Annotated in this window: 27 protein-coding genes; 12 read left to right on the forward strand and 15 right to left on the reverse strand. The window is 33.7% G+C overall.

Annotation, left to right across the window (positions count from 1 at the left end):
- Positions 1-48: 48 nt before the first annotated feature.
- From glyA to QWY92_RS01640, 8 genes are all read left to right on the forward strand, one after another.
- Positions 49-1,320, forward strand: coding sequence for a serine hydroxymethyltransferase (glyA, locus tag QWY92_RS01605; protein WP_290268113.1), 1,272 nt, complete (start codon positions 49-51; stop codon positions 1,318-1,320).
- A gap of 199 nt (positions 1,321-1,519) precedes the next feature.
- The gene (locus QWY92_RS01610) at positions 1,520-1,762 is read left to right on the forward strand and encodes a hypothetical protein (RefSeq protein ID WP_290268115.1); all 243 of its coding nucleotides are present in this window, start codon (positions 1,520-1,522) and stop codon (positions 1,760-1,762) included.
- A 92-nt stretch (positions 1,763-1,854) separates the two neighbouring features.
- Positions 1,855-2,292 (forward strand): hypothetical protein, encoded by a 438-nt coding sequence (locus tag QWY92_RS01615; RefSeq protein ID WP_290268117.1) that lies wholly within the window; start codon positions 1,855-1,857, stop codon positions 2,290-2,292.
- Between the two features lie 301 nt (positions 2,293-2,593).
- On the forward strand, positions 2,594-3,292 hold the full coding sequence (locus tag QWY92_RS01620; protein ID WP_290268119.1) for a VIT1/CCC1 transporter family protein: 699 nt from the start codon (positions 2,594-2,596) through the stop codon (positions 3,290-3,292).
- A gap of 83 nt (positions 3,293-3,375) precedes the next feature.
- Positions 3,376-3,816 carry a thioredoxin family protein gene (locus QWY92_RS01625; RefSeq protein WP_290268120.1) on the forward strand — a complete coding sequence of 147 codons (441 nt, stop codon included), beginning with the start codon at positions 3,376-3,378 and terminating at the stop codon, positions 3,814-3,816.
- A complete protein-coding gene (locus QWY92_RS01630) occupies positions 3,800-4,798 on the forward strand; it encodes an FAD:protein FMN transferase (protein WP_377879173.1) in 999 nt (332 codons plus the stop codon). The genes QWY92_RS01625 and QWY92_RS01630 overlap by 17 nt, the downstream gene beginning before the upstream one ends.
- Positions 4,795-5,007: a DUF4266 domain-containing protein gene (locus QWY92_RS01635; protein ID WP_290268121.1), complete on the forward strand. Its 213-nt coding sequence runs from the start codon at positions 4,795-4,797 to the stop codon at positions 5,005-5,007. Before QWY92_RS01630 ends, QWY92_RS01635 begins: the two co-directional genes overlap by 4 nt.
- A 53-nt stretch (positions 5,008-5,060) precedes the next feature.
- Complete coding sequence (locus tag QWY92_RS01640; protein ID WP_290268122.1) at positions 5,061-6,374, forward strand: DUF3570 domain-containing protein; 1,314 nt, start codon at positions 5,061-5,063, stop codon at positions 6,372-6,374.
- Between the two features lie 65 nt (positions 6,375-6,439).
- Here the strand turns inward: QWY92_RS01640 and QWY92_RS01645 are convergent, their stop codons facing one another.
- The 11 genes from QWY92_RS01645 to QWY92_RS01695 all read right to left on the reverse strand — a co-directional run bounded on the left by QWY92_RS01645 (position 6,440) and on the right by QWY92_RS01695 (position 15,355).
- Positions 6,440-6,970 (reverse strand): CIA30 family protein, encoded by a 531-nt coding sequence (locus tag QWY92_RS01645; protein WP_290268123.1) that lies wholly within the window; start codon positions 6,968-6,970, stop codon positions 6,440-6,442.
- A gap of 39 nt (positions 6,971-7,009) precedes the next feature.
- The gene (locus QWY92_RS01650) at positions 7,010-7,138 is read right to left on the reverse strand and encodes a DUF2256 domain-containing protein (protein WP_290268124.1); all 129 of its coding nucleotides are present in this window, start codon (positions 7,136-7,138) and stop codon (positions 7,010-7,012) included.
- Between the two features lie 166 nt (positions 7,139-7,304).
- A complete protein-coding gene (locus QWY92_RS01655) occupies positions 7,305-7,592 on the reverse strand; it encodes a TIGR03643 family protein (RefSeq protein WP_290268125.1) in 288 nt (95 codons plus the stop codon).
- A 7-nt stretch (positions 7,593-7,599) separates the two neighbouring features.
- Complete coding sequence (locus QWY92_RS01660) at positions 7,600-8,001, reverse strand: DUF2452 domain-containing protein (protein WP_290268126.1); 402 nt, start codon at positions 7,999-8,001, stop codon at positions 7,600-7,602.
- Positions 8,002-8,004: 3 nt separating this feature from the next.
- On the reverse strand, positions 8,005-8,169 hold the full coding sequence (locus tag QWY92_RS01665) for a Lacal_2735 family protein (RefSeq protein ID WP_290268127.1): 165 nt from the start codon (positions 8,167-8,169) through the stop codon (positions 8,005-8,007).
- A 217-nt stretch (positions 8,170-8,386) separates the two neighbouring features.
- Positions 8,387-9,445: a PAS domain-containing sensor histidine kinase gene (locus QWY92_RS01670; RefSeq protein ID WP_290268128.1), complete on the reverse strand. Its 1,059-nt coding sequence runs from the start codon at positions 9,443-9,445 to the stop codon at positions 8,387-8,389.
- Between the two features lie 212 nt (positions 9,446-9,657).
- Positions 9,658-11,223, reverse strand: coding sequence for a hypothetical protein (locus QWY92_RS01675; protein ID WP_290268130.1), 1,566 nt, complete (start codon positions 11,221-11,223; stop codon positions 9,658-9,660).
- Positions 11,224-11,333: 110 nt separating this feature from the next.
- Complete coding sequence (locus QWY92_RS01680; RefSeq protein WP_290268131.1) at positions 11,334-12,062, reverse strand: DUF6048 family protein; 729 nt, start codon at positions 12,060-12,062, stop codon at positions 11,334-11,336.
- The gene (locus QWY92_RS01685; RefSeq protein ID WP_290268132.1) at positions 12,028-12,573 is read right to left on the reverse strand and encodes a DUF6452 family protein; all 546 of its coding nucleotides are present in this window, start codon (positions 12,571-12,573) and stop codon (positions 12,028-12,030) included. Before QWY92_RS01685 ends, QWY92_RS01680 begins: the two co-directional genes overlap by 35 nt.
- 67 nt (positions 12,574-12,640) lie before the next feature.
- A complete protein-coding gene (rlmD, locus tag QWY92_RS01690; protein WP_290268133.1) occupies positions 12,641-14,053 on the reverse strand; it encodes a 23S rRNA (uracil(1939)-C(5))-methyltransferase RlmD in 1,413 nt (470 codons plus the stop codon).
- Positions 14,054-14,185: 132 nt separating this feature from the next.
- The gene (locus QWY92_RS01695) at positions 14,186-15,355 is read right to left on the reverse strand and encodes a mechanosensitive ion channel (RefSeq protein WP_290268135.1); all 1,170 of its coding nucleotides are present in this window, start codon (positions 15,353-15,355) and stop codon (positions 14,186-14,188) included.
- A 213-nt stretch (positions 15,356-15,568) separates the two neighbouring features.
- Between QWY92_RS01695 and rocD the strand changes: the two genes are divergently transcribed.
- Complete coding sequence (gene rocD, locus QWY92_RS01700) at positions 15,569-16,813, forward strand: ornithine--oxo-acid transaminase (protein WP_290268137.1); 1,245 nt, start codon at positions 15,569-15,571, stop codon at positions 16,811-16,813.
- Between the two features lie 72 nt (positions 16,814-16,885).
- Here the strand turns inward: rocD and QWY92_RS01705 are convergent, their stop codons facing one another.
- The 3 genes from QWY92_RS01705 to QWY92_RS01715 all read right to left on the reverse strand — a co-directional run bounded on the left by QWY92_RS01705 (position 16,886) and on the right by QWY92_RS01715 (position 19,389).
- Positions 16,886-17,215, reverse strand: coding sequence for a CCC motif membrane protein (locus tag QWY92_RS01705; RefSeq protein ID WP_290268139.1), 330 nt, complete (start codon positions 17,213-17,215; stop codon positions 16,886-16,888).
- Positions 17,216-17,226: 11 nt separating this feature from the next.
- Positions 17,227-17,550 (reverse strand): DUF2752 domain-containing protein, encoded by a 324-nt coding sequence (locus QWY92_RS01710; RefSeq protein ID WP_336622082.1) that lies wholly within the window; start codon positions 17,548-17,550, stop codon positions 17,227-17,229.
- 66 nt (positions 17,551-17,616) lie between these two features.
- A complete protein-coding gene (locus QWY92_RS01715; protein ID WP_290268140.1) occupies positions 17,617-19,389 on the reverse strand; it encodes a DUF8693 domain-containing protein in 1,773 nt (590 codons plus the stop codon).
- Between the two features lie 190 nt (positions 19,390-19,579).
- Between QWY92_RS01715 and QWY92_RS01720 the strand changes: the two genes are divergently transcribed.
- Positions 19,580-19,768 carry a hypothetical protein gene (locus QWY92_RS01720; RefSeq protein ID WP_290268142.1) on the forward strand — a complete coding sequence of 63 codons (189 nt, stop codon included), beginning with the start codon at positions 19,580-19,582 and terminating at the stop codon, positions 19,766-19,768.
- Between the two features lie 11 nt (positions 19,769-19,779).
- Positions 19,780-20,340 carry a DUF8465 domain-containing protein gene (locus QWY92_RS01725; RefSeq protein ID WP_290268144.1) on the forward strand — a complete coding sequence of 187 codons (561 nt, stop codon included), beginning with the start codon at positions 19,780-19,782 and terminating at the stop codon, positions 20,338-20,340.
- Here QWY92_RS01725 and QWY92_RS01730 read toward each other — a convergent pair.
- Complete coding sequence (locus QWY92_RS01730; protein WP_290268145.1) at positions 20,337-21,239, reverse strand: hypothetical protein; 903 nt, start codon at positions 21,237-21,239, stop codon at positions 20,337-20,339. The two genes, QWY92_RS01725 and QWY92_RS01730, sit on opposite strands and share 4 nt — an antisense overlap.
- A gap of 217 nt (positions 21,240-21,456) precedes the next feature.
- Here QWY92_RS01730 and QWY92_RS01735 point away from each other — a divergent pair, with 217 nt between their 5' ends.
- Positions 21,457-22,599, forward strand: a complete 1,143-nt coding sequence (locus QWY92_RS01735) for a cysteine desulfurase family protein (protein WP_290268146.1) — start codon at positions 21,457-21,459, stop codon at positions 22,597-22,599.
- Positions 22,600-22,649 lie beyond the last annotated feature (50 nt).

Below are 22,649 nucleotides of genomic sequence, written 5' to 3' on the forward strand. Positions count from 1 at the left end.
ATAATCTATTTCCTATTTTTGCGTCTTATTAAACACCAAATTAATTTTATGCAACGCGACGAACAAATTTTTGAACTTATTGAAGCCGAAAAAGAACGCCAATTACACGGTATTGAACTTATTGCATCAGAGAACTTTGTAAGCAACCAGGTGATGGAAGCTGCAGGCTCTGTGTTAACAAATAAATATGCCGAAGGTTACCCAGGTAAACGTTATTATGGCGGTTGCGAAGTAGTTGATGAAGTTGAGCAAATTGCTATCGACAGAGCTAAAGCTTTGTTTGGAGCCACTTATGTAAACGTACAACCACACTCTGGTAGCCAAGCAAATACTGCTGTTTATCATGCTTGTTTAACACCAGGTGATAAAATTTTAGGTTTCGATTTATCTCACGGTGGACATTTAACGCACGGTTCACCAGTTAACTTTTCAGGAAAACTTTACAACCCTGTGTTTTACGGTGTAGAGCAAGAAACAGGTGTTTTAAATTACGATAAAATTCAGGAAATAGCAACTAAAGAACAACCAAAATTAATTATTGCAGGAGCTTCGGCTTATTCTCGTGATATCGATTTTAAACGTTTTAGAGTTATTGCTGATAGTGTTGGCGCTATTTTAATGGCCGATATATCTCACCCAGCAGGTTTAATTGCTAAAGGTATTTTAAACGATCCGCTTCCTCATTGTCATATTGTAACCACTACAACTCATAAAACATTACGTGGCCCAAGAGGTGGTATGATTATGATGGGGCAAGATTTTGACAACCCATTTGGTATTACGCTTAAAAACGGAAATTTACGTAAAATGTCGTCTTTATTAGATTCAGCTGTTTTCCCTGGAAATCAAGGTGGACCATTAGAGCACATTATTGCTGCTAAAGCTATCGCTTTTGGAGAGGCTTTAACTGATGATTTTTTACAGTACCAATTACAAGTTAAGAAAAACGCAAACGCTATGGCTGAAGCCTTAGTTGGTAAAGCGTATAACATTATTTCTGGTGGTACTGATAACCACTGCATGTTAATTGATTTACGTAACAAAAACTTATCTGGTAAAGATGCTGAGCAAGCTTTAGTAAAAGCGGATATTACTGTAAATAAAAACATGGTACCTTTTGATGATAAGTCTCCGTTTGTAACGTCTGGTATTCGTTTAGGCGTTTCTGCAGTTACAACACGTGGCTTAAATGAAACGGATATGGTTGCTATTGTTGAGCTTGTTGACGAAGTAATAAACAACTTTGAAGATGAGGCTGTTTTAGAAGCTGTAAAAACGAAAGTAAATGCAATGATGAAAGACAAACCTTTGTTTGTATAAGCATTATTAAAATATATTTTTTGAAAGAATCCTGCTTTTTAAGCAGGATTTTTTTTGTTTAAAAGGTAAATTGTGCGTGCTATGCTTATAAATGAAATAACGACTTTAATAAGATTTTAACTAATTTAATTGATTTCTAATTATGTTAGTTTCTGGAATATTCTTAATATGTGCCTTTAAATATTCAATATAAATAATTATGCTACGGAATGCTTTTTTATTCGCTTTTTTTGCAATGCTTTTTGGAAGTTGTAGCGATAAAAAGGAAGTAAAGCCAACTATTATTTTGGTAGAAACAGATGCTTCTAATGGCGTAAATTGTTTTGGTCAGAATATGGGGTTAGATACAATAAATGCTAAAGAGGATAAAAAACTTAAGCGCTATTTCAATTCTATGGTTCCGGTGCCATCACGTTCGAGTTTATTTGTAAAGCGTGATTAAGGTAATTACGTTTGCTATCAGAAGGTTTTCTGCTAAAAAGGTTTGTTATAAAGGTGTTACAAATGATATTTTAAAAATAATCTATGTAAAAAATGTTGACGAAGGTTCAAATTATTACCTTTGTACTAGTGAATAAATTATTTTCCATAACGTTATCCTTTATTATCTTAATGCAAAGCTTTGGGGCTAGTATAAGTGATATTGCCCAAATCGATGAGTTTATCGAGCATGCGCAATTTCATAGTCAGCAGTATGGCGATAATGTTTTTGTTTTTATTTCTAAACATTATGGAAAGCTAAAATTAAATCACGATAAAGAACATCAAGAAGAAAAGGAAGATCACGAGCATTTACCTTTTCATCACCAATCTCATGCGTCTTTAGTTCTTGCTTTTGTGTTAAATACAGATAAATCAGAATTAAACACAGTTGAATTTTTAGAATCAAATACACATAAATTTTATTACCAAGCACCTTCTTCATCACTTCATTTAGAAGGGCTATTCCAGCCACCACGGCTAAGTGCATAAATAACCACTTACTTCTTTTTTTATTAATTTAATCTGTATGGTTTTCAGGGTAATCACTTAGATTATTAATTAAAATAAATACAATTATAAGTCATGTTTCCGCGAAAGCGTTACCTAACAAATCATCTTTTGTTTACATTATTTTTAGATGAAAAGGACAGTGATATTAATTTCTTTAGTTAAAAAAAGTATGATTAAGAGAGGAGTAAAACGCGAGTATAATAATATAATATACTAAAAGATTCAAATTGAATACCAAAATTTTAATTCGAGTAGTGTTTAATTTATAAGGAGAATAGTTATGGATTTACAAACAACAGAAAAGCACTATATAAACCGGAGTGGTTGGCTTAGGGCAAGTGTTTTAGGAGCGAATGATGGCATTTTATCTACCGCAAGTTTAATCATAGGTGTTGCTGCGGCAAGTAGTACTCGAGAGCCTATTTTACTAGCAGGTGTTGCTGGTTTGGTGGCCGGTGCGTTATCTATGGCGGCGGGAGAATATGTGTCTGTGAGCTCTCAAACGGATATTGAAAAATCTGATTTAGCTCGTGAAAAACAAGAGCTTAATGATACTCCGGAAGAAGAATTGATTGAGCTTACAGAGATTTATAAAGCACGTGGTTTAACACACGAAACCGCATTGGAAGTTGCTAAACAATTAACCGCACATGATGCTCTTGGAGCGCATGCAAGGGATGAATTAGGGATAACAGAAATGACGGAAGCAAAACCGTTACAAGCCGCACTATCTTCGGGAATATCTTTTACAGTGGGCGGTTTTTTACCCGTATTGGTTGCTTTTATAGCACCGTTAAATATCATGGAATATATACAGTATGTTTTTGCTATTTTGTTTCTAGCCGTTTTAGGAGCAATCTCTGCAAAAACGGGAGGCGCAAAGCCTTTAAGTGCCATACTTCGTATTACATTTTGGGGTACATTAGCTATGGGGTTAACGGCTGTAATTGGGGCTTTGTTTAATACGAATTTGGCTTAAATATTTTAATAAAAAAACTAGTCCCTTTTTGATAGGATACTGGATCATTCTTGACTATATATAAATAAGTAAATAATAAAAACATGAAAAAAATAATATTAACAGTAACACTTTTTCTAGTTAGTGTCATTACAATAACTGCTCAAAATTGGCAGACAGATTTTACCCTAGCTAAAGATATTTCTTCTAAAGAGCACAAACCTATAATCCTGGTTTTTCAAGGTTCGGATTGGTGTGGGCCGTGCATAAAGCTCGATCACGAAATTTGGAGTACCGATGCTTTTAAAAAATATGCCGATAAAAACTATGTGATGTTGCAGGCCGATTTTCCTAAAAGAAAGAAAAATGCCTTGCCTGAAGCTCAAACTAAAGCCAATGCCAAATTAGCCGAGGCTTATAATAAAAATGGCATTTTTCCTTTTGTAGTGGTTTTAAACGCTAAAGGCGAAGTTCTTGGAGAAACGAGCTATAAAAAAACAACACCAGAAAATTATATAAAAGAAATCAATGCGTTTACAAAATAAATTAAAAGGGCTAACAACCGCCTTAATGGTGTTTTTTACGATGGTGGGCTTCGCACAGCAGCCATATAAACAGACCCTAAAACTTATGGGGAGTCGTTTTGATATTACTGTAGTTGCTAGTGATGCTGTAAAAGGAAATGAATATATCGATAACGCTGTCTCGGAAATAACTCGGATTGAAAAACTCATATCCTCTTGGGATGAAAACTCTCAAACATCTGCCATAAATAAGAATGCTGGAATTGAACCTGTAAAAGTCGATTTGGAACTTTTCAGTTTAATTGAACGCGCAATTGGAATTTCAAAATTGACCGATGGCGCTTTTGATATTAGCTATGCATCTATGGATAGAATTTGGCATTTTGATGGTAGTATGACGGTTATGCCTCCAGAAAACAAAATAAAAGCATCTGTAGCAAAAGTAGGGTTTCAGAATATAGTGTTAGATAAAGTGAATACAACAGTTTTTCTGAAATTAGAAGGTATGAAAATTGGTTTTGGTGCTATTGGGAAAGGTTATGCAGCCGATAAAGCAAAGGCATTGCTTATAGAAAAAGGTGTAGTCTCCGGTATTATAAATGCTTCGGGAGATATGAATACTTGGGGAAAACAACCTGATGGTACAGCTTGGAAAGTAGCCATTACTAACCCCATGAATAAAAACAAAGTGTTTGCATTACTTCCTATAACCAATGGGGCTGTGGTAACTTCTGGAAATTATGAGAAGTACGTTAATTTTAAGGGTAAACGTTACACCCATATTATCGATCCGCGAACTGGGTATCCATCTTCAGGAATTATAAGTGTAACCGTTTTTGCACCAAAAGCAGAATTGGCCGATGCTTTAGCAACATCGGTTTTTGTTATGGGGAAAGAAGCGGGATTGGATAGAATAAATCAGTTACCAAAAATTGAATGCATCATTATAGATGATAAAGGAAATATAATTAAGTCCAACAATATAGAAATAGATAAATTATGATAAACAAGATAATATGTTGCGTATTAATCGTCACATCTTTTAGTAGTTGTGTTGTGGTTAAAGAATACGAAAAAGTAAATATAAACGATCCAGATATGGTATTATCTGATAAAAAAGTAGATCGTAACCTTTCTACGGCGCACTCTTATCGTGAAGCAGCAGTAGGGGCAAACGGAGGAAAAACAGGTGGTGGTTGCGGTTGTAATTAACCGAAACTCTTATTATATATCTGTATTTAGAAATTTTAAAAAAATAAAATAAATTGAAAAAACTTATAATTTTGTTTTGTGTATTCGCTTTCGTGAAAGGTTACGCACAAACAGGGCAAGACGATACCAAAGTCTATAAAAAAAGAGTTTTAGAAACTACCGAAGTCGATTTTTTAACAAGTTATTATAGTCAAGATGGCGATAACGCAGCAGTAGGTGGCGGTATTGGTACCGAAGAATTAACGGATGTTACGGGAACTTTTGTGGTTTCTATTCCGTTGAATGATGATGATGTATTAACTATTGATGCTGGTATTTCTGCATATACATCGGCTTCATCTAGTAATATCGATCCTTTTGACGATGGACCAGCAGATCCATTTCAAGCATCCACAGGAGCTTCAAGCAGTGATGTTTGGGCAAATTTAACGGGAAGTTACAGTCATAGTTCGGATGATAGAAATGATATTTGGTCGGCTAAGTTAGCTATTTCCTCAGAGTACGATTATTTTTCTGTCGGAGTTGGCGGAACGTACTCCAAACTTTTTAATGAAAAGAATACCGAGGTTAGTGTAAGCGGAAACGTGTATTTGGATACTTGGAATCCTATTTACCCAACAGAACTAAGACCTTTTGGAGCAGGTGGGGATGGTTTAAACAATAGATTATTTACTCAAAACACTATTACGGGTAATAGCAATTATAATCCTAGGTTTAAGGAGTTTGATAGTGAAGGGCGTAATTCGTATTCGTTAGGTTTTGGTTTCTCACAAATACTTCATAAAAATCTTCAAGGTTCATTAGCTTTAGATTTTGTTCAACAAGATGGTTTGTTGTCTACGCCTTTTCAAAGGGTCTATTTTGGAGATGTAGCCGATTCTTTTATAGATAATTTTCAGCTTGCCGATGCTGTGGAACGTTTACCTGATTCTAGGTTTAAAGTGGCTGCTGGCGGACGTTTAAATTGGTATATTAATGAAGTTTTAACGGTGCGTACTTTTTATCGTTATTATTTTGACGATTGGGGAATTAACTCACACACCGCGAGTATTGAATTGCCAATAAAAATCACAAATAAATTTACGCTTTACCCATCGTACAGATATTATAATCAAACCGCGGCTGATTATTTTAATCCTTATGAAGCGGCTTTATCTACGGATGAGTTTTATACGTCAGATTATGATTTATCTGAATATTCTGCAAATCAATATGGTTTTGGAGTCTCTTATACCGATATTTTTACTAAAGCACATATATGGAACTATGGTTTAAAAAGTATCGATTTAAAGTTCTATCAATACGATAGAGATACGACGTTTTCATCGAGTATTATTACAGCAGGTTTTAAATTTGTATTAGATTAATTCTTGTTGTTGATGTACAAAAAAAAGCCAATCTCTTTATTTGAGATTGGCTTTTTTTATTCAAATTACTTTAAAACAATAGAATCAATTTCTAGTTTAAAATCTTCAGCAGTTTTGTTGCCTATTAAAAATGCGACTTCTTCAATGCTATTTGCGTCGAAGTTTGGAGTATCGAGTTTACGACCTCTAAACGCCGGATACATATCCGCTAGTGATATTTCGATCACTTCCCATGTTTTTGAAGTGCTGAAAAGCGCGATATAAGAGTGTTTGTCTGTTAGTTTAGATTTTACTCTAAATTGGTAATTTTTACCATCACCTTTAATTTTCAATATCACTTTTGAAAAGCCTTCGGTGCTAATGTCATTAAATCTGTATCTTAAAGAGGAAAAACCGCCGTTGTTTTCTAAAGATACATGTCCGGTGTAAATACCATGTCCTGTTTCATTTAAAGTGAATGCTCCAGACGATTTCCCGCCCATAACAGCATCGTTAACCACGGTCCAATTAGTAATATTCGATGTTTTTTCAAATTTAAATATAGTGTCTGTTTGCATAGTAATGGCTATTAAAAGTATTAAAATTAAAGGCTTCATAGTGTCTTAGTTTTAGAATAGAAAGTACTTTAATAGTTTTCATTTATTTTTTCTGCAACGTGTGCTGCAATATTTAACATCGTTCCAATTTTTCTCCCATTTTTTACGCCATGTAAATGGTCTGTTGCAAACCATACATATTTTTTCTGGCAGATTTTCCTTTTTCATTCGTTTGGGGTTCGGATAGGTTTTACCAATAGTTACGTTGTAAAAGCTTTGTTTCGTGGCTCTTATTTTTTAAGTTCCGCGTGTGTGTAGATTTAGAAACTTGCTAAGTTCTAGAATCCATATTTTCACAAATTAAATTTTTACTATATGCGGAGAGCCGTTTTTACTAACGCTTACTTATTTTATTTCCAGAAATTGCTTTTTGTCTAGAGCATTTAAAGCGAGTAATATCTGGGTTTCGTTTTTTTAAATGCTTTTTACTCACTCCGCTATTTACGCGTTTACGCCAACGTTTGAAGCTAGATTCTTTAAGGTTGCCACGCATGACTTTAATAACCTCTTTTTCAGGTAACTCAAATTGAAATAGAATAGCTTCAAAAGGCGTGCGATCTTCCCAGGCCATTTCAATAATGCGGTCTAATTCTCTTTCTGTTAATATTTTTGTTTCTGTCATGGTAAAATTATATTTTTTCCCAGGTTTGGTCTGCATTCAAATAAAAACTACCTAACGGATTAAAATCGCATTGTTCAGGTGCTATTATAGACAAAAACGATTCACCATTAGCTCTTTTATATAAATGATATACTTCGCCAATTACTGGTTTAAAAGTGAACTTCGCATCGAATATAAGTTTGTTGTATTCAAATTCTTGAATCATTTTTTCATATTCTGCTTTTAGTTCTAAATATTTAGCCTCAACCTTATGATTAATTTTTGCTATGCTTCTGTTTTTCCAAGCAATACTATCGGTTGGCGTAATTATAGGAGCGCCTACAGAAGTGGCATATGGCTTAATAGATGCATCATATCTTTTGGTTTCTGCATTATAAACAACCTGATCTGGTTTTTTTTCTTCACTCATGTATTAATTCAGCTTTTCTAGTTTTTTCATGACTTCTTCTGCTTCAAATACTTTTTGATCGCTCATTCTTCTATTTGAAGTGGAAAGGGCGTGGGCTTCATTCATCAGTTTTTCATATTGTTTTTGTAATATATTTTTTTCTGATTTAGTTTTGAATAGTCCAAACATATCTTATCTCGTTTTTGTTTATTTATAAATATTAACTGTATTAATATTTTATAAAGATACAATAATGTTTAATGATTTTATAAAAAGGTTAAACAAAATGTTTTTATATATAATATATTCAAACCTTAATTTTGAATATTTAGAGTTCATTATCTATGTAATAAACTTCGATTTTAGAAAGTGAATTAGAAGAGTAAAGTAAAATAGATAGGAAGCGTTAATCTTGAAAACTGATGGTAAAAGTTGTGCCTTCGTTAACCTTGCTAGTTACACTAATATGGCCACCAAGGCTAGTTACGTGGTTGTACACCAGATATAAACCAACACCTTTACTATCTTGGTTACCATGGAAACCTTGATTCAATTTAAAAATAAGATGGCCAACTTTTTCCATATCAAAGCCAAGACCATTATCGGAATATTGAAAAATAGATTTCCCTTTTTCTTTGGTTGTAATTATGGAAATAGACAAAGGGACATCGGGACGTGCGTATTTTATGGAGTTTGTAATAAAATTCAGGAAAATACTTTCCATATAAGACCTATTAAAAAGTACACTTTCTAAATTAGAAAAATTTAAATGGAAATTAGCACCCGATTTTTGTACTAATGAGTTTATCGAGTTATTTATTTTTTGAAAAATAAGGTTGAAATTAACAATTTCTAATGTTTCGTTGACTAGATTTTTATGTTGAAAAGATTCCACATAGGTGTTTAGGGAGGTATTTAATCCTTCCGCAGAAATTTTTATATAATTAAGCATTTTTGCGGTGTCCTCATCTGTTATTTTGTTTAAATCAATTAAATCGATTAGAGAAATTAAATTATTTACAGGCGATCTTAAATCATGAGAGGTGGTGTAATTAAGTTGTTTAAGTTTCTCATTGGTTTTATTAAGTGTACTTAATAGCACATTACGTTCATGCTCTAGTTCTTTTTTATGGGTAATATTTTTAGCTATGGCATATACCAATTGGGTTTTTTCAATAGGCATCGATGTCCAATGAAGCCAAATAATATCGCCTGATTTAGAAACATATCTATTTTCAAAATTGATAAGTGGTTTGTTCTTTTTTAAGTTCTGTCTATATGAAGCTGTACGTACTTTATCTTCATCATAAATAAAATCGGAAATTAATTTCGAGTATAATTCGTCTTCAGGATATCCTAATAGCTCCTTAAAAGCAGGGTTGATTTTAACGAAATAGCCATCAAAATTAGCAATACATAGACAATCCATTGATATTTCAAAGAAAGGATCTAGCTGGGGGTTCATTTGGTTTATAGGTTAGGGCCGTTAAAGACTAGGGGGAGGTCTCATAATTGACGAATTTAAAATTTGTTTTTTACAATAAAAATTAAATAATGCTATTTTTTAGAGTTAGCATTTATAATTTCAATTTATCCGAAATATGGTATAGAAAAATACATATTTTACATATTAAAATAGGTAAAAGTGTGAAAAAAGAGAGAAAATAACCTTATTTTTTACTCTTCCTCGGGAAAAGTAGTGTGTTGGTAGGCTCCAATGTCAGAAGTTGTTGTTCTGTTTTCACCTAAGATATCTGTAGGCAATTGTGCTGAAAACGTTAAATTGGCTTTGTTTATGGCTGCGGAATCGTCTCCAATGTTTAATTCATTTAAATCAGGATTTTTGAAATCAGGATCTTTATTAAAGATGTTATTTTCAAAATGATTGGTGTCGGTTAAGTCGTAAACTGCTTCAGAAAAAAAGTTATTATTATCTTCAAAACGCAATAAGCAATTGGTGAATTTGAAATTGAAAACAACCGATTCATCTTCAATTTCTTCTAATAGAAATTCAGGATTATCATTACCATAAATAATACAGTTGTTGAAGTTGGCTTCACCTAAATCGGCTACTGTAGCTGTGTTATCTTCATCTATAATAAAATTATTTAATAAAACAGATGGTAATTGTCGGAATCCATTATCCCAATAATTTACAATAGTAGAGTGGGTGAAGTTATATCTACCGCCAATGGTACCCGCGAAAGAAGATTGACCTGCATTATTAATTACAACATTTTCTCCAGTAATAGCGGTATTTCTACCCATAATACCAAAACTTCCCGAATTGTAAATTTGTGTGTTTGAAATGTTTAGTTTGTTGTTTGTATCATTTGGATTACCATCGCATAAAATACCAACATTAGCATTTTTAATGGTGGTGTAATTAATACTGTTATTAATACTGCCATCAAAAAGCCAAATGGCTGCCCATTGTCCTGGAGTTTCAGAAAAGCCTGGTTCTAGGCGGTCGCCTTCAAAAATAACTTCGTTTTCTAAAGCCTCACGATCATTACTATATGCGCCATTAATTTGTAGCGAAGCGCCTTCGGAAACTAAAAGTCCCGATTCTGAATGGAAATATACGCGAGCTCCGGCATCAATAGTTAATGTTTCGTTGTTTGGAACGGCTGCAAAGCCATAAATAACATAGGGTTTTGTGTTTGTAAAATGAAGTTCATCAAGCAATAATTCACGCCCTTGTAACTCGGTTTCTAAAATTTCGCCATCTACATTTAAACTGAGAGTTTCTACTATTTTTGTGGTATTATCGCGGTTTGGGTAAATAAATATAGCGTCTTGAATAAGTGTAACTAATTCTACCTTTTGAGCGTTGGTGCCAGTATCAAACTCAATAGCATCGGTGTATAGAAATTTGTTTTCTAAAGCGGCTTCGTTTTCAATATTTACGGTAGTTTCAATAAATATATATAGACTGTCTTTTGCTAAGAGTTCTACGTTTTCAAAAGATTTTCCAGAAATACCATCAACACTAAGACGATAATTTGAGGTTTCGCCAGCGGCCAATTTCACCGAAGGGATAAATATATCGTCATTACTTTTATTGTAAACTTTTAAGTTGTATGTGCTTGAGCCAATGTTACTAAAAACGGTATCTAGGTAGATGGTATCTCTAGAGAATTCTAAGCTTCCGGTGCTTGGTGAAAATTCAAAATCCTTACGGCATGAACTCCAAAGCATCAAAAAACCTAAAGTAAAAATGAAATAAAAGTAACGTGTCATTATGCTTGTTTATAAGAACGTTAAATATATAACATTCAGTTAAAATCTATCGTATTCAGTAATTATATTATGATGTTACTTCAAAATAAGACCGGTTTGAAAATGAAATGCTATTTGTTTTTTTGGTAAAGCGGTATGCGATAAGATAGGGAATAGCCAAAGCCTGCACCAAATTTACTGCTGTCGTTGGTTTTGTTGTAACCAGGAACATATATGCTTTGGAAATTATCAGGTTCAGTTTCTGAAACCAATATTTTAAGCTGAACGTTTAAACCGAGATACAGGTTGTTTAAAATTTGAGCTTTCATACCGAGGATGCCTTCTATCCAAACGGCGCTTAAATCGTTAAATTCTTGTAAAGTATCACTGCTGTATTGTGGCGCCCAATATTGATTGGTGTTGTACACTGTAAAGCTGTTTAACTCGTGGCTAAATGAGCTTACTCCTAATCGAAAACCGCCATATATCATGTTATCCATGTCTAACCAGTTGTCGTATAGGTTGTAATCTATACCGGCTTTTAGGTAGCTACCTTGTGTTGTAATATCTAAATAATCGGTTGTGGATGTTTTATTATCGAAACCTATTTCGGCAGCAAGATATAACCGTTTTTTCAACCTATAATCGGCTTCTATTTGAAAACCAGTGTAGTCATCTTCCGCAAAAGAACGCACCAATTTACTCAGGTCGCCGCCAATACGTAAACCGTATTTCTCTTTAATAATAATAGAATCGGAAGCCTTAGTTGCAATGCTATCGTTTTGTGCTTGTATGGTTACGCAAAACAAGAACAGTACTAAGCTATTAGTGAAATAAGTTAAAGTGTGTTTCTGTTTCATCTTCTACAGATTGATTTGCGTTTAAGGGGATTATAGATTTTATCCAATTGTCTTCGTCTGTTTCCAGTTGCACGGTAACATTTTTGAATACGGTTTTGTAACCACATGCGCGCGATACAAAAACTTCTTCGCGGCTGTAATTTATGGTAATAATGTCTTGGTTTCCTTCGGCAAAATCATCGGTATCATCATCAGGCGTGTCGTTGTCATTAATAGAATAATCTTGAATTATTCTATATTGCGTTGTGTTATCGGTGGTTTTTAATGGGAGTACTAAACTGCTACTTGATACAATAGAGTAGCCAGGTAGCACTTCTTCGTTATCCACACCAATTACTACAAGGCTAAAAATATTTTTGCTACTATCTTCGTTAGAATTGTCGAAAGCATCAATAAGTAAATTTGGCGTTGTAGATGTGCTTGCCGGACAAATATCATCCTTTTCACAACTTATAGTTATCCCCACAATTAATACCATTACGGGGATAAAAAGAATTTTTAAATATTTCATATTCAATTAAAATACAGACCTCTTTAAAGGAAAACTATTTATAACAATTACATGCCTAATATAGGCACTAGCGTCTCTCCAAAAGTACAACATTTTCCACGTGAAAAGTTTGTGGAAACATATCTACAGCTTGGGTTTTTACAACTTTATATTGTTCATCCATTAAAGCTAAATCTCTAGCTTGTGTGGCGCTATTACAGCTTACGTAAACTATTTTTTTAGGTGCAATGTTCAATATTTGTTGTACCACATCTTTATGCATACCATCACGTGGAGGATCGGTAATTATAATATCTGGCGTACCGTGGGCTTCAATAAATTGTGCATTAAAAACATGCTTCATATCACCTACAAAGAACTCAACGTTATTAATGTTATTAAATTGTGCATTTTCTTTAGCAGCAGTAATGGCATCGGGAACGGCTTCTACACCAATCACCTTTTTAGCTTGTTTTGCAACAAACTGAGCAATGGTTCCAGTACCTGTGTATAAATCGTATACCAATTCGGTACCTGATAATCCAGCAAAGTCTCTCGTTATTTTGTATAATTCGTAAGCTTGTTCCGAGTTGGTTTGATAAAATGATTTGGCATTGATTTTGAATTTCAAACCTTCCATTTCCTCAAAAATGTGATCGTCTCCTTTGTAGCAAATGACTTCTTGATCGTAAATAGTATCGTTTGCTTTTCCGTTAATAACGTATTGTAACGATGTGATTTCAGGAAACGTTTCACCTAAATAATCTAGAATTAATTCACGTTTTTCTTTGTCTTCTTTAAAGAATTGAATCATCACCATAATGTCTCCCGTGCTTGATGTTCTAATCATCATGGTACGTAATAATCCGGTTTGATTTCTTGTATTGAAAAACTCTAAATCGTTTTCGAGAGCGAAAGCTTTAACGGCATTTCTAATAGCATTAGAAGGATCGGCTTGTAAATGACATTTTTTAACATCTAGAATTTTGTCCCACATGCCTGGAATATGAAATCCTAGCGCATTTCTATCTCCTAAATCTTCATCCGATTGTACTTCTTCTAGCGTCAACCAACGGCTATCACTAAATGAAAATTCCATTTTATTTCTGTAGAAATACTGATTTTTAGCACCAAAAATAGGTGTAACTTCCGGTAATTCTATATGGCCAATACGGGTTAGGTTATTGGTAACTTCTTTCTGTTTATAAAATAATTGATGCTCGTAAGCCATGTCTTGCCATTTGCAACCACCACAAGTACCAAAATGATCGCAAGCGGGTGTGGTTCTTTTATCGGACAATTTATGAAATACGGTGGCCTTACCTTCATAATATGCTTTACGCTTTTTAAAGGTTTGCACATCTACCACATCACCAGGCACGGCGTTTGGTAAAAATATTACTTTTCCGTCGGGTGCTTTAGCTATAGTTTTTCCTTTAGCTCCGGCATCGATAACTTCGACGTTTTCAAAAACTTGTTTTCTTGATTTTCTTCTAGACATGTTGCAAAAATACTAATAGCCAGAAATAAAATTCGTATAAATTTCAATTTGTTTATTGGAATTTTAATTTGAATAAAAAAAAGCTGCTTAGTATAACACCAAGCAGCTTAAAATGAAGTAAAATTTGAGGTATTATTTTTTGTTGAATTTAGTAAGAATTTTATCCATTTGTTTGCCCGCAGCCTCACGACCACCAAGTCCGAAAGAAAGAATTATAGTTAAAGCTACCGTACCAAGTGATATACCGAAAGCTAGGTTTATAATTTCGTCGGCAAGTCCCATCGTTCTTAAACCAATGGCCAAGAATATCGCGATAATTGCAATTCTAATAATAGACGCCACAAAGGCGTTGTCGTCGTTTTTCGCGAAGTTATTTGCAGCGATATTGGCAATCCAGTTTCCGATAGCTAAAATGATTAATCCGAAAATTATTTTACCAGAATATGTGGTAATAGTAGATAGAACATCAGATAAATAATGGAATTCTAATTTATCTACCGCTGTGGTTAATCCGAATAAAATAATAAAGTAATATACTAAGTTTCCTATAATTTTTACCAAGTTGGTATTTCCTGTAATCGATCCTAGTCCGGCTTTGTTAAAGAAGTTGTTTAGATTCATACTGTTTAATAAGTCCTTAATAAGTTCGCTTAAAAAACGGCCTCCAACTACAAATAAGATAAGAATTAACGATGCTGAAATAACCTTCGGAATAGCGTTAAAAAAGTCGTTAAGCATAGCTGTTGCTGGTTGAGAAATCGCATCCATATTCAGAATATTAAAAGCCGATATTAATAACGGAATAAATATAAAGATGAAAACGATTTTTTTAATCACATTAACAATGTCGATGTTTTCTGGTAGTTTTAATTTTGGTACAAATTTTTGAATAGAACCGCCCGAAACTTCAACAAGTTCTGAAACAATGGTTGCTAGCATATAGCCAATATAACATACTAAACCTGCGCCAATAATGTTTGGTACAAAGCCAGCAAAATCGTTAAGCATATTTTTTAATGGGTCCAGAACATTGGTCATACCTAGTTTTTCTAGAGCTAGAGTGAAGACAAAAATCATGACTAAAAAATAAACCAGTTTACTGATGAATTTTGAAAGACTAATTTTTGAGTTTTTAAGTTTGTCGTCTACACCTGTTTTTTTGAAGATTTTTAAAATAATACGTTTTAGTAATCCCGCAATAAACCAACCGATGATTATAATAATTAATGCCGATAAAGCATTTGATAAATTACCTCCAATAGATTTAGTGAGAGTGTCTAATACATTTGATAAATAGTCCATAAATTGTTATTTTTTGATTAGGTTGTTACTCATTAGACACAAAATTTAACGAAAAGACACATTTTCTACTTTAATTGTATAAATTTGAAGTTCTTAGGGATGATTTCTCTCCCACGCTGAATTTTCGAAACCTCGAAAGGATAAAGGTAGAGAAGGAATGGTTATTTTAGATATCCATTTTTTTGGATACGAACGTTTAAATTTTATTTTAAAATGGCTGTTTTAGACCAATTAACTTCGCAACAAGCGATAGATTTAGAAAACAAGTATGGTGCACACAACTACCATCCACTACCCGTAGTATTGAGTAGAGGAGAAGGTGTGTATGTTTGGGATGTAGAGGGTAAGAAATATTACGATTTCTTGTCGGCTTACTCTGCGGTAAACCAAGGGCATTGTCACCCAAAAATTGTTGATGCCATGACAAAACAAGCGCAAACTTTAAGCTTAACGTCTCGAGCATTTTATAATGATGTGCTAGGTAAGTTTGAAAAATATGCGACTGAAACCTTTAATTACGATAAGTTATTACCCATGAATACTGGGGCTGAAGCTGTAGAAACGGCTTTAAAACTATGTAGAAAATGGGCTTATGAAGTAAAAGGTATTGATGAGAATGAAGCCGAAATTGTGGTTTGTGAAAATAATTTTCATGGACGTACCACAACTATTATTTCTTTTAGTAATGATCCTGTAGCTAGAAAAAACTTTGGTCCTTATACCAAAGGATTCATTAAAATTGAATACGATAATTTAAAAGCACTAGAAGATGTTTTAGTAAATAATAAAAATGTTGCTGGCTTTTTAGTAGAACCTATTCAGGGTGAAGCAGGTGTTTATGTGCCAAGCGAAGGATACTTGAGTTCTGCAAAAGCGCTTTGTGAAAAACATAATGTATTGTTTATTGCAGATGAAGTACAAACCGGTATTGCAAGAACGGGACGCATGTTGGCAATTGACCACGAAGATGTAAAAGCCGATATATTAATATTAGGTAAAGCTTTGTCTGGTGGTGCTTATCCGGTTTCTGCGGTATTAGCGAATGATGCGATAATGAATGTTATCCAACCCGGAAACCACGGGAGTACTTATGGCGGAAATCCTATAGCCGCCGCTGTTGGAATTGCAGCTTTAGAAGTGGTTAAGGATGAGAACTTAGCGCAAAATGCACAAGCCTTAGGTGAAGTATTTAGAGCTGAACTATCAAAATTTATCGAAACCAGTTCTATAGTAAACGACGTTAGAGGTAAAGGTTTGCTAAATGCCATTTTAATTAATGATACAGAAGATAGCGATACCGCCTGGAACATTTGTATTGCTTTACGCGATAATGGTTTGTTAGCCAAACCAACGCATGGTAATATTATTCGTTTTGCACCGCCATTGGTGATGACGAAAGCACAATTATTAGACTGTGTTTCCATAATAACAAAAACACTTACTCAATTTGAAAAGTAATAGTTTTAGTAATTAATGAAATAAAAAAAAGCGACCCACGGGTCGCTTTTTTTATGTCTAATAAATCAATAATTATTGTTGACTTTGATATTGTTCCATAATCTCTTGAGATTGTATCATAACTTGATCCCAACCAATTGTAGCAATTTGGTAAATAGAATATATTAAGTAAAGTATATTTATTATAAGTATAACCAATGCTACTGTTTTTGCAGTATTCATCGCTTTTACGCTTGCAGGGTCGTACTGTTCTGGGTTTGCTTTTGCTGCGTTTATTTTACTATTTGCTATAAAAAAGGCAATACCAGCTAATATAAATCCAGAACCGGCAATACAGCAGCATAAAAGACCTATAATTGATAATACGTAAACTAACGTTGCATTGAGTTTTTCTTGTTCCATGTGTTTGTTTTTTAATTGATTATTTTGATTAGATAACTAGTTATAATAGTAATTACGGTCATTATAGCGACTACAGTAATTACTTTATTAGATTGTTTAAATTTAAAGAAAGCATTAATTCCAATGTAAATAACAAGAATAAGCAACGGGTAAATAGCGGGGTACATTTTAAATGCAGCAACAAAATCGCCGTGTAATAATAACGAAAATGCTCTTTGAATACCACAGCCCATACATTCTACCCCAAAGAGTTTTTTGTTAAGGCAAGGCAGCATGTATTTTTCTAAAGATTGCATGGTGTTGTATTCTGAATGTGCTAAAATAACAAAAGCCAACTGACAAAAAAATCCTTTATCGAATTTTTATTAGTTGGCTTTCAGGTTTAATTGGTAGTAAAAGATTTACTCGGTAATCATAATTTTTTTGTTAAACACAATATTATTATCAAGTACAGCATTTAAAATATATACTCCAGTACTTAATTGTTTGGTAGATATACTGTGAGATAACTTTGTAGAACTAGGTTTATCTGTTAACACTTGTTTTCCGGTAACATCGTAAACCAAAATAGATTTGATGTTTAAAAGCGATGGGTTTGTTAGGGTCAAAGTGCTTGTTTTGTTATTCTGAAAGGCGTTGATTGTGTTTACATCTAGGAGCTCTGTACTTAATGTAGCTGCCTTAAATGTTACTTCAAATCGATCGGTATATTTTCCAGCATCTAGATTTACATTAAAACTTTGAGACTTTAAATTCACATATAAATTAGTTGTTTTATCATGAATGAAAATAGGTAAATCAGTATCGAAGTTTTGAACATCCGCAATTCTAATTCTTACAGGCATGTCATTATTTACTTCAATAGTTAAAGGTATTTTTAAATCTTCATCATAAACTAAAGCTTCAGCTAAATAACTTAAATCTCCAATAGGAAAATAAGCATCTGCCGATAAAATATCCCTTTCATGTAATCGAGATTCTAATCCGCGATCAAAACCTTCCGTAGCATTATTATTAAAAGTTTCTACTAACTGCCTGGTGTAAGTGTTGTTGAAATCAACATTTAATCTAAAACGTTTATATTCAGAATTCACGGTGGTAAATATACTATTAACTACTGGTTCCGTATTTTTGGAATTAGCCGATTTGAAAAAGACACTAGTAGTCATATTTTCTTTTTCATAAATGCGATGACTATTTTCTGCATTTACAGTGCTATTACTTGGAATTCCAGAAGCACCTTGAACCATGAAGCCTTGACCAATTGGAATATGTCTTCCTGGTTTTATTAATTTAGCGGTTGTTCCTGTACTTCCGTTTTCTGATCCATCATTATTAAAAGTTGTAAAAGTAGCTGATGTTATTGTTTCAGTAGTTCCATCTTCAGTAATTAAATAAGTAGTATAACCACCATCATAAGCATTTAAATTATGCGAATTTACATTAGGGTTTTGTTCCCAATAGTATAAAGTTCCAGTAATGCTTGTTTTATTATTCGTGTCCCAAATATAAGCATGAGCATCCATAGCAGAAGGGTAAGGGTTTCCTACTAAACTATAGGCGCCATTGGTAACAGAAACTTCAATGTGCCCGTTATTTGGTTTGCCTCTAAAATCATAATTTTGGTTACTGCCTGAACCTTGTGTACCTTTCATTGTAAAACCTTGACCTGGCTCAATAGTAGTTGCATTTCCAACATGAACCCAGCCAGTATAGTCTGTTTCTCCTATATATTTCCAAATCCAGTAAGGGTCTATTTTAAGATCTGTAGCCGAGCCGTTGCGGTTAGGTTGTGGGGTTACATCTGCCGGGGTAGAATTTATTACAGTATTAATATCATTAAGCAATGTAACCCCAAACGGGTTGTTTACTAAGGTGTCATCATGGTTTCCGGTAGGAGAACACCAAAAGTTATATTCATAAGCATCAACATTTCCGTCTTGGTAAACGCTTAATTCACCTTCTCCTGAATTTCCTGTAGTACCTGTGCCTTGAATTATTTGAGCTTCGTCTCTTAAATAAATGGTGCTTGCTGTTTCTTCAAGGTTTATATCGTCTTCAACAAAAACGATTTCATCTTTAATAAATATGGCTGCATTATTTCTAACGGAAAGCTGTGCTGTAGCTAATTGAGAGGAAACTAACCATACTAATAAGCCTAGATTCAATGGCATTAAAAGAGGTTTTTTGGGCAAAAAGGTGACGTTTTTCATAAAATGAAGTAATCAGTTATTCTTGTAAATGTACGAAAAATAAGAGTGAAACGTTTTAAATTAAAGTGTTTTTACAGATAAACTTTATTTTACGCATTTTAACCGATGTAAAATATCGTTTTTATGTTACAGTTTTGTGTAAATTTGCAAGATGAAGTACTTAAATTATATTTTAATCCTGATGGGCGCTGCCGTGGCTATGTATGCCAAGGTTGGGGCAAATCAAAATCAATATTTATTAACTATAGGGATTGTATTTTTGATGATGGGAGTTTATAGAGTTTCCCGAACTATACCAAGTAAGGTGGATGAAGACGCGGATATTAATGAGGATATTTAAACCTGTTTGAAATGGATTTTAAGGTAAATGATTCGGTTTTAGTTTTAGATGAAAACTTGGCTGGACGCATAAAAAAGATTGAAGGCAAACAAATTTTTATTGAAACTACTGATGGGTTTTTGCTAGATTTTGAAAGTTACGAGTTGGTAAAAGACACTTCTAAAAGTGATTTTAGAACGGGAATTTTTTCTCATAAAAGCTTGCATGCTGTTTTAGATGAAAAAGAAAAACCAGTACGACGAAAATCGGTTAGAGTGAAATCGAAAGAGCGTTTTGAGCCTACTATGGAAGTTGATTTGCATATTAATCAGTTAGTGAAATCGGCTAGAGGTATGGCCAATCACGATATGTTAAGTCTGCAATTAGATACGGCAAAACATAAATTAGAATGGGCGATATCTAAACGCGTTCAAAAAGTGGTGTTTATTCACGGCGTAGGCGAAGGCGTACTAAAAATGGAATTAGAATATTTATTCGGTCGCTATAATGTAAAATACTACGATGCTAATTACCAAAAATATGGTTTAGGCGCTACCGAAGTTTATATTTTTCAAAACAGTACTTCAGATTAATTGAAATCTGGAGTTATTTTTGTGGTCGATGTTAAACCGCTATCACTTAAAACTCCAAAATCGAAATCGTCTTGCGATAAAAAGCTTAAACTAATTCCTTGTAAGTTTACGGTTACTAAATACGTATTATATACCGTGTGTTCTCTATAAGCGGTTGCCGGAACAGTCGTTTTTATTTCTGGATTTAAGTAATCGGCTCCAATTAAACTATTGGTAGTATCGTTATTTGGGCGTTGATCTTGAGAGTCGTTTTCTTCATCTCGTGTTTTTACGCCATCGCCATCATCATCATCATCTAAATAATCAGGAATGCCATCGCCATCAGTATCTTGAGCATCATCTAAATTGCCATCACCATTAGGATCTGGGTTTTCATCGGCCGTTAAAATATTATCACCATCATCATCCATATCAATGTAATTCGGTAAGCCATCGCCATCGGTATCATCATCTGTTAAATCGCCATTGCCGTTTACATCTTCTAAAATAGCCAAAATTCCATCATTATCATCTTTGGATAAAACGGTTAAAATTTCAGCAATACAATCGTCATCTTCACTCGATGTAATATTAACTTCTTCAGGAATATCGCTACAAAATAGGGCCGATGGTAAACTAGCATCACTATAAGTTCTGTAGTAAAACGTCGCGCTTTTTTCAACACTTAATGTGTCGTTTGTACCTGTTTCAAGAATTTCATCTAAAGTATAGTTTGAAATTAGTACCGATAAAGATTCCGAAGGATCCTCTTTTGTTTTGTATAATACCAAATCTGATACACCTTCGCAGGCGCTAAAAGTGTCTTCAAAATCTAATTCTACGGTAATGATGTCGCCATCATCACAAGCTTGAATGGATATTAAACTAAGACCTATAAAAAGATAAAATAATTTACGCATGGGGGATCTATTTTGCCACAAAAATAGTGGAATTGTTATTGATAACAAATAAACTTTAAAATTACCGGTTAAATAAACTTAATAAGGTTTATTTGCGTGATTTTAACAACTCTATTTTTAATAATTTGAGCTAGTTATTTAAAATTGATTTACTATAATAACGAACAGTATTAGAAATAATTTTATTTAAAGTATTTTTACCGCTCAAAACCGTACTATGAAACCCGTTTATTTTGATAATGCCGCTACAACACCACTAAGACCGGAGGTTGTAAATATAATGACCGAAGTGTTAAATACCAGTTTTGGTAATGCGTCTTCTTCGCATAGTTTTGGGCGATCGTCTAAAACGTTAATTGAAAAAGCTAGGAAAACAGTAGCAAACAGCCTAAATGTATCTGCTGGTGAAATTATTTTTACGTCTGGAGGTACCGAAGCCGATAATTTAGTACTGAATAGTGCCGTTCGAGATTTAGGTGTAACCCATATTATTACGACTAAAATTGAACATCATGCGGTTTTACATACGGTGGAAGCTTTAGAAAAAGCATTTGATATTTCGGTAAGTTATTTAGATGTTGATGGTAAGGGCGATATCGATTTTACACAATTGGAAAGGTTATTACAAACCGATAAAAAAACATTGGTAAGCTTAATGCATGTTAATAATGAAATTGGAAATATCACCGATATTAAACGTGTTGGTTCTCTCTGTAAAGCTAATAACGCCCTGTTTCATAGTGATGCCGTGCAGTCGGTAGGACATTATAAACTAGATTTACAAACTATAGATGTTGATTTTATAGCGGCATCGGCACATAAATTTCACGGCCCAAAAGGCGTAGGTTTTGCTTTCATTAGAAAAAACACAGGATTACTAAAACCTTTAATTTTTGGAGGCGAACAAGAACGTGGTTTACGGGCAGGTACCGAAAGTGTACATAATATTGTAGGTTTAGAGTTGGCTCTAACATTAATGCAAGAACAAGCAGAAACAGAGCATAACCATATTTTGGATCTTAAAAAATATTTCATTGATGAAATTTTAAAAGTAATGCCTAAAGCCACTTTTAATGGGCAATCGGGAGATTTTGAAAAAAGCACTTATACTTTAGTTAATGTTTGTTTACCAATTCCGGCAAATAAGGCATCGATGATATTGTTTCAATTAGATTTAAAAGGTGTGGCGTGTTCTCGAGGTTCAGCTTGCCAAAGTGGAAGTAATAAAAAATCGCATGTACTATCGGAAATTTTATCTTCGGAAGATTTGGAGAAACCATCATTACGATTTTCGTTCAGTAAATTTAACACGAAAGCTGATATTGATTATGTAGTTGATGTTTTTCGGGTTTACCGATAAACGGTTGATTTTCAGAAGTAAAACTGGTTTTTTGAACGAATCACTCGACT

The organism is Algibacter miyuki, assembly GCF_030409805.1.
GTDB lineage: Bacteria > Bacteroidota > Bacteroidia > Flavobacteriales > Flavobacteriaceae > Algibacter > Algibacter miyuki.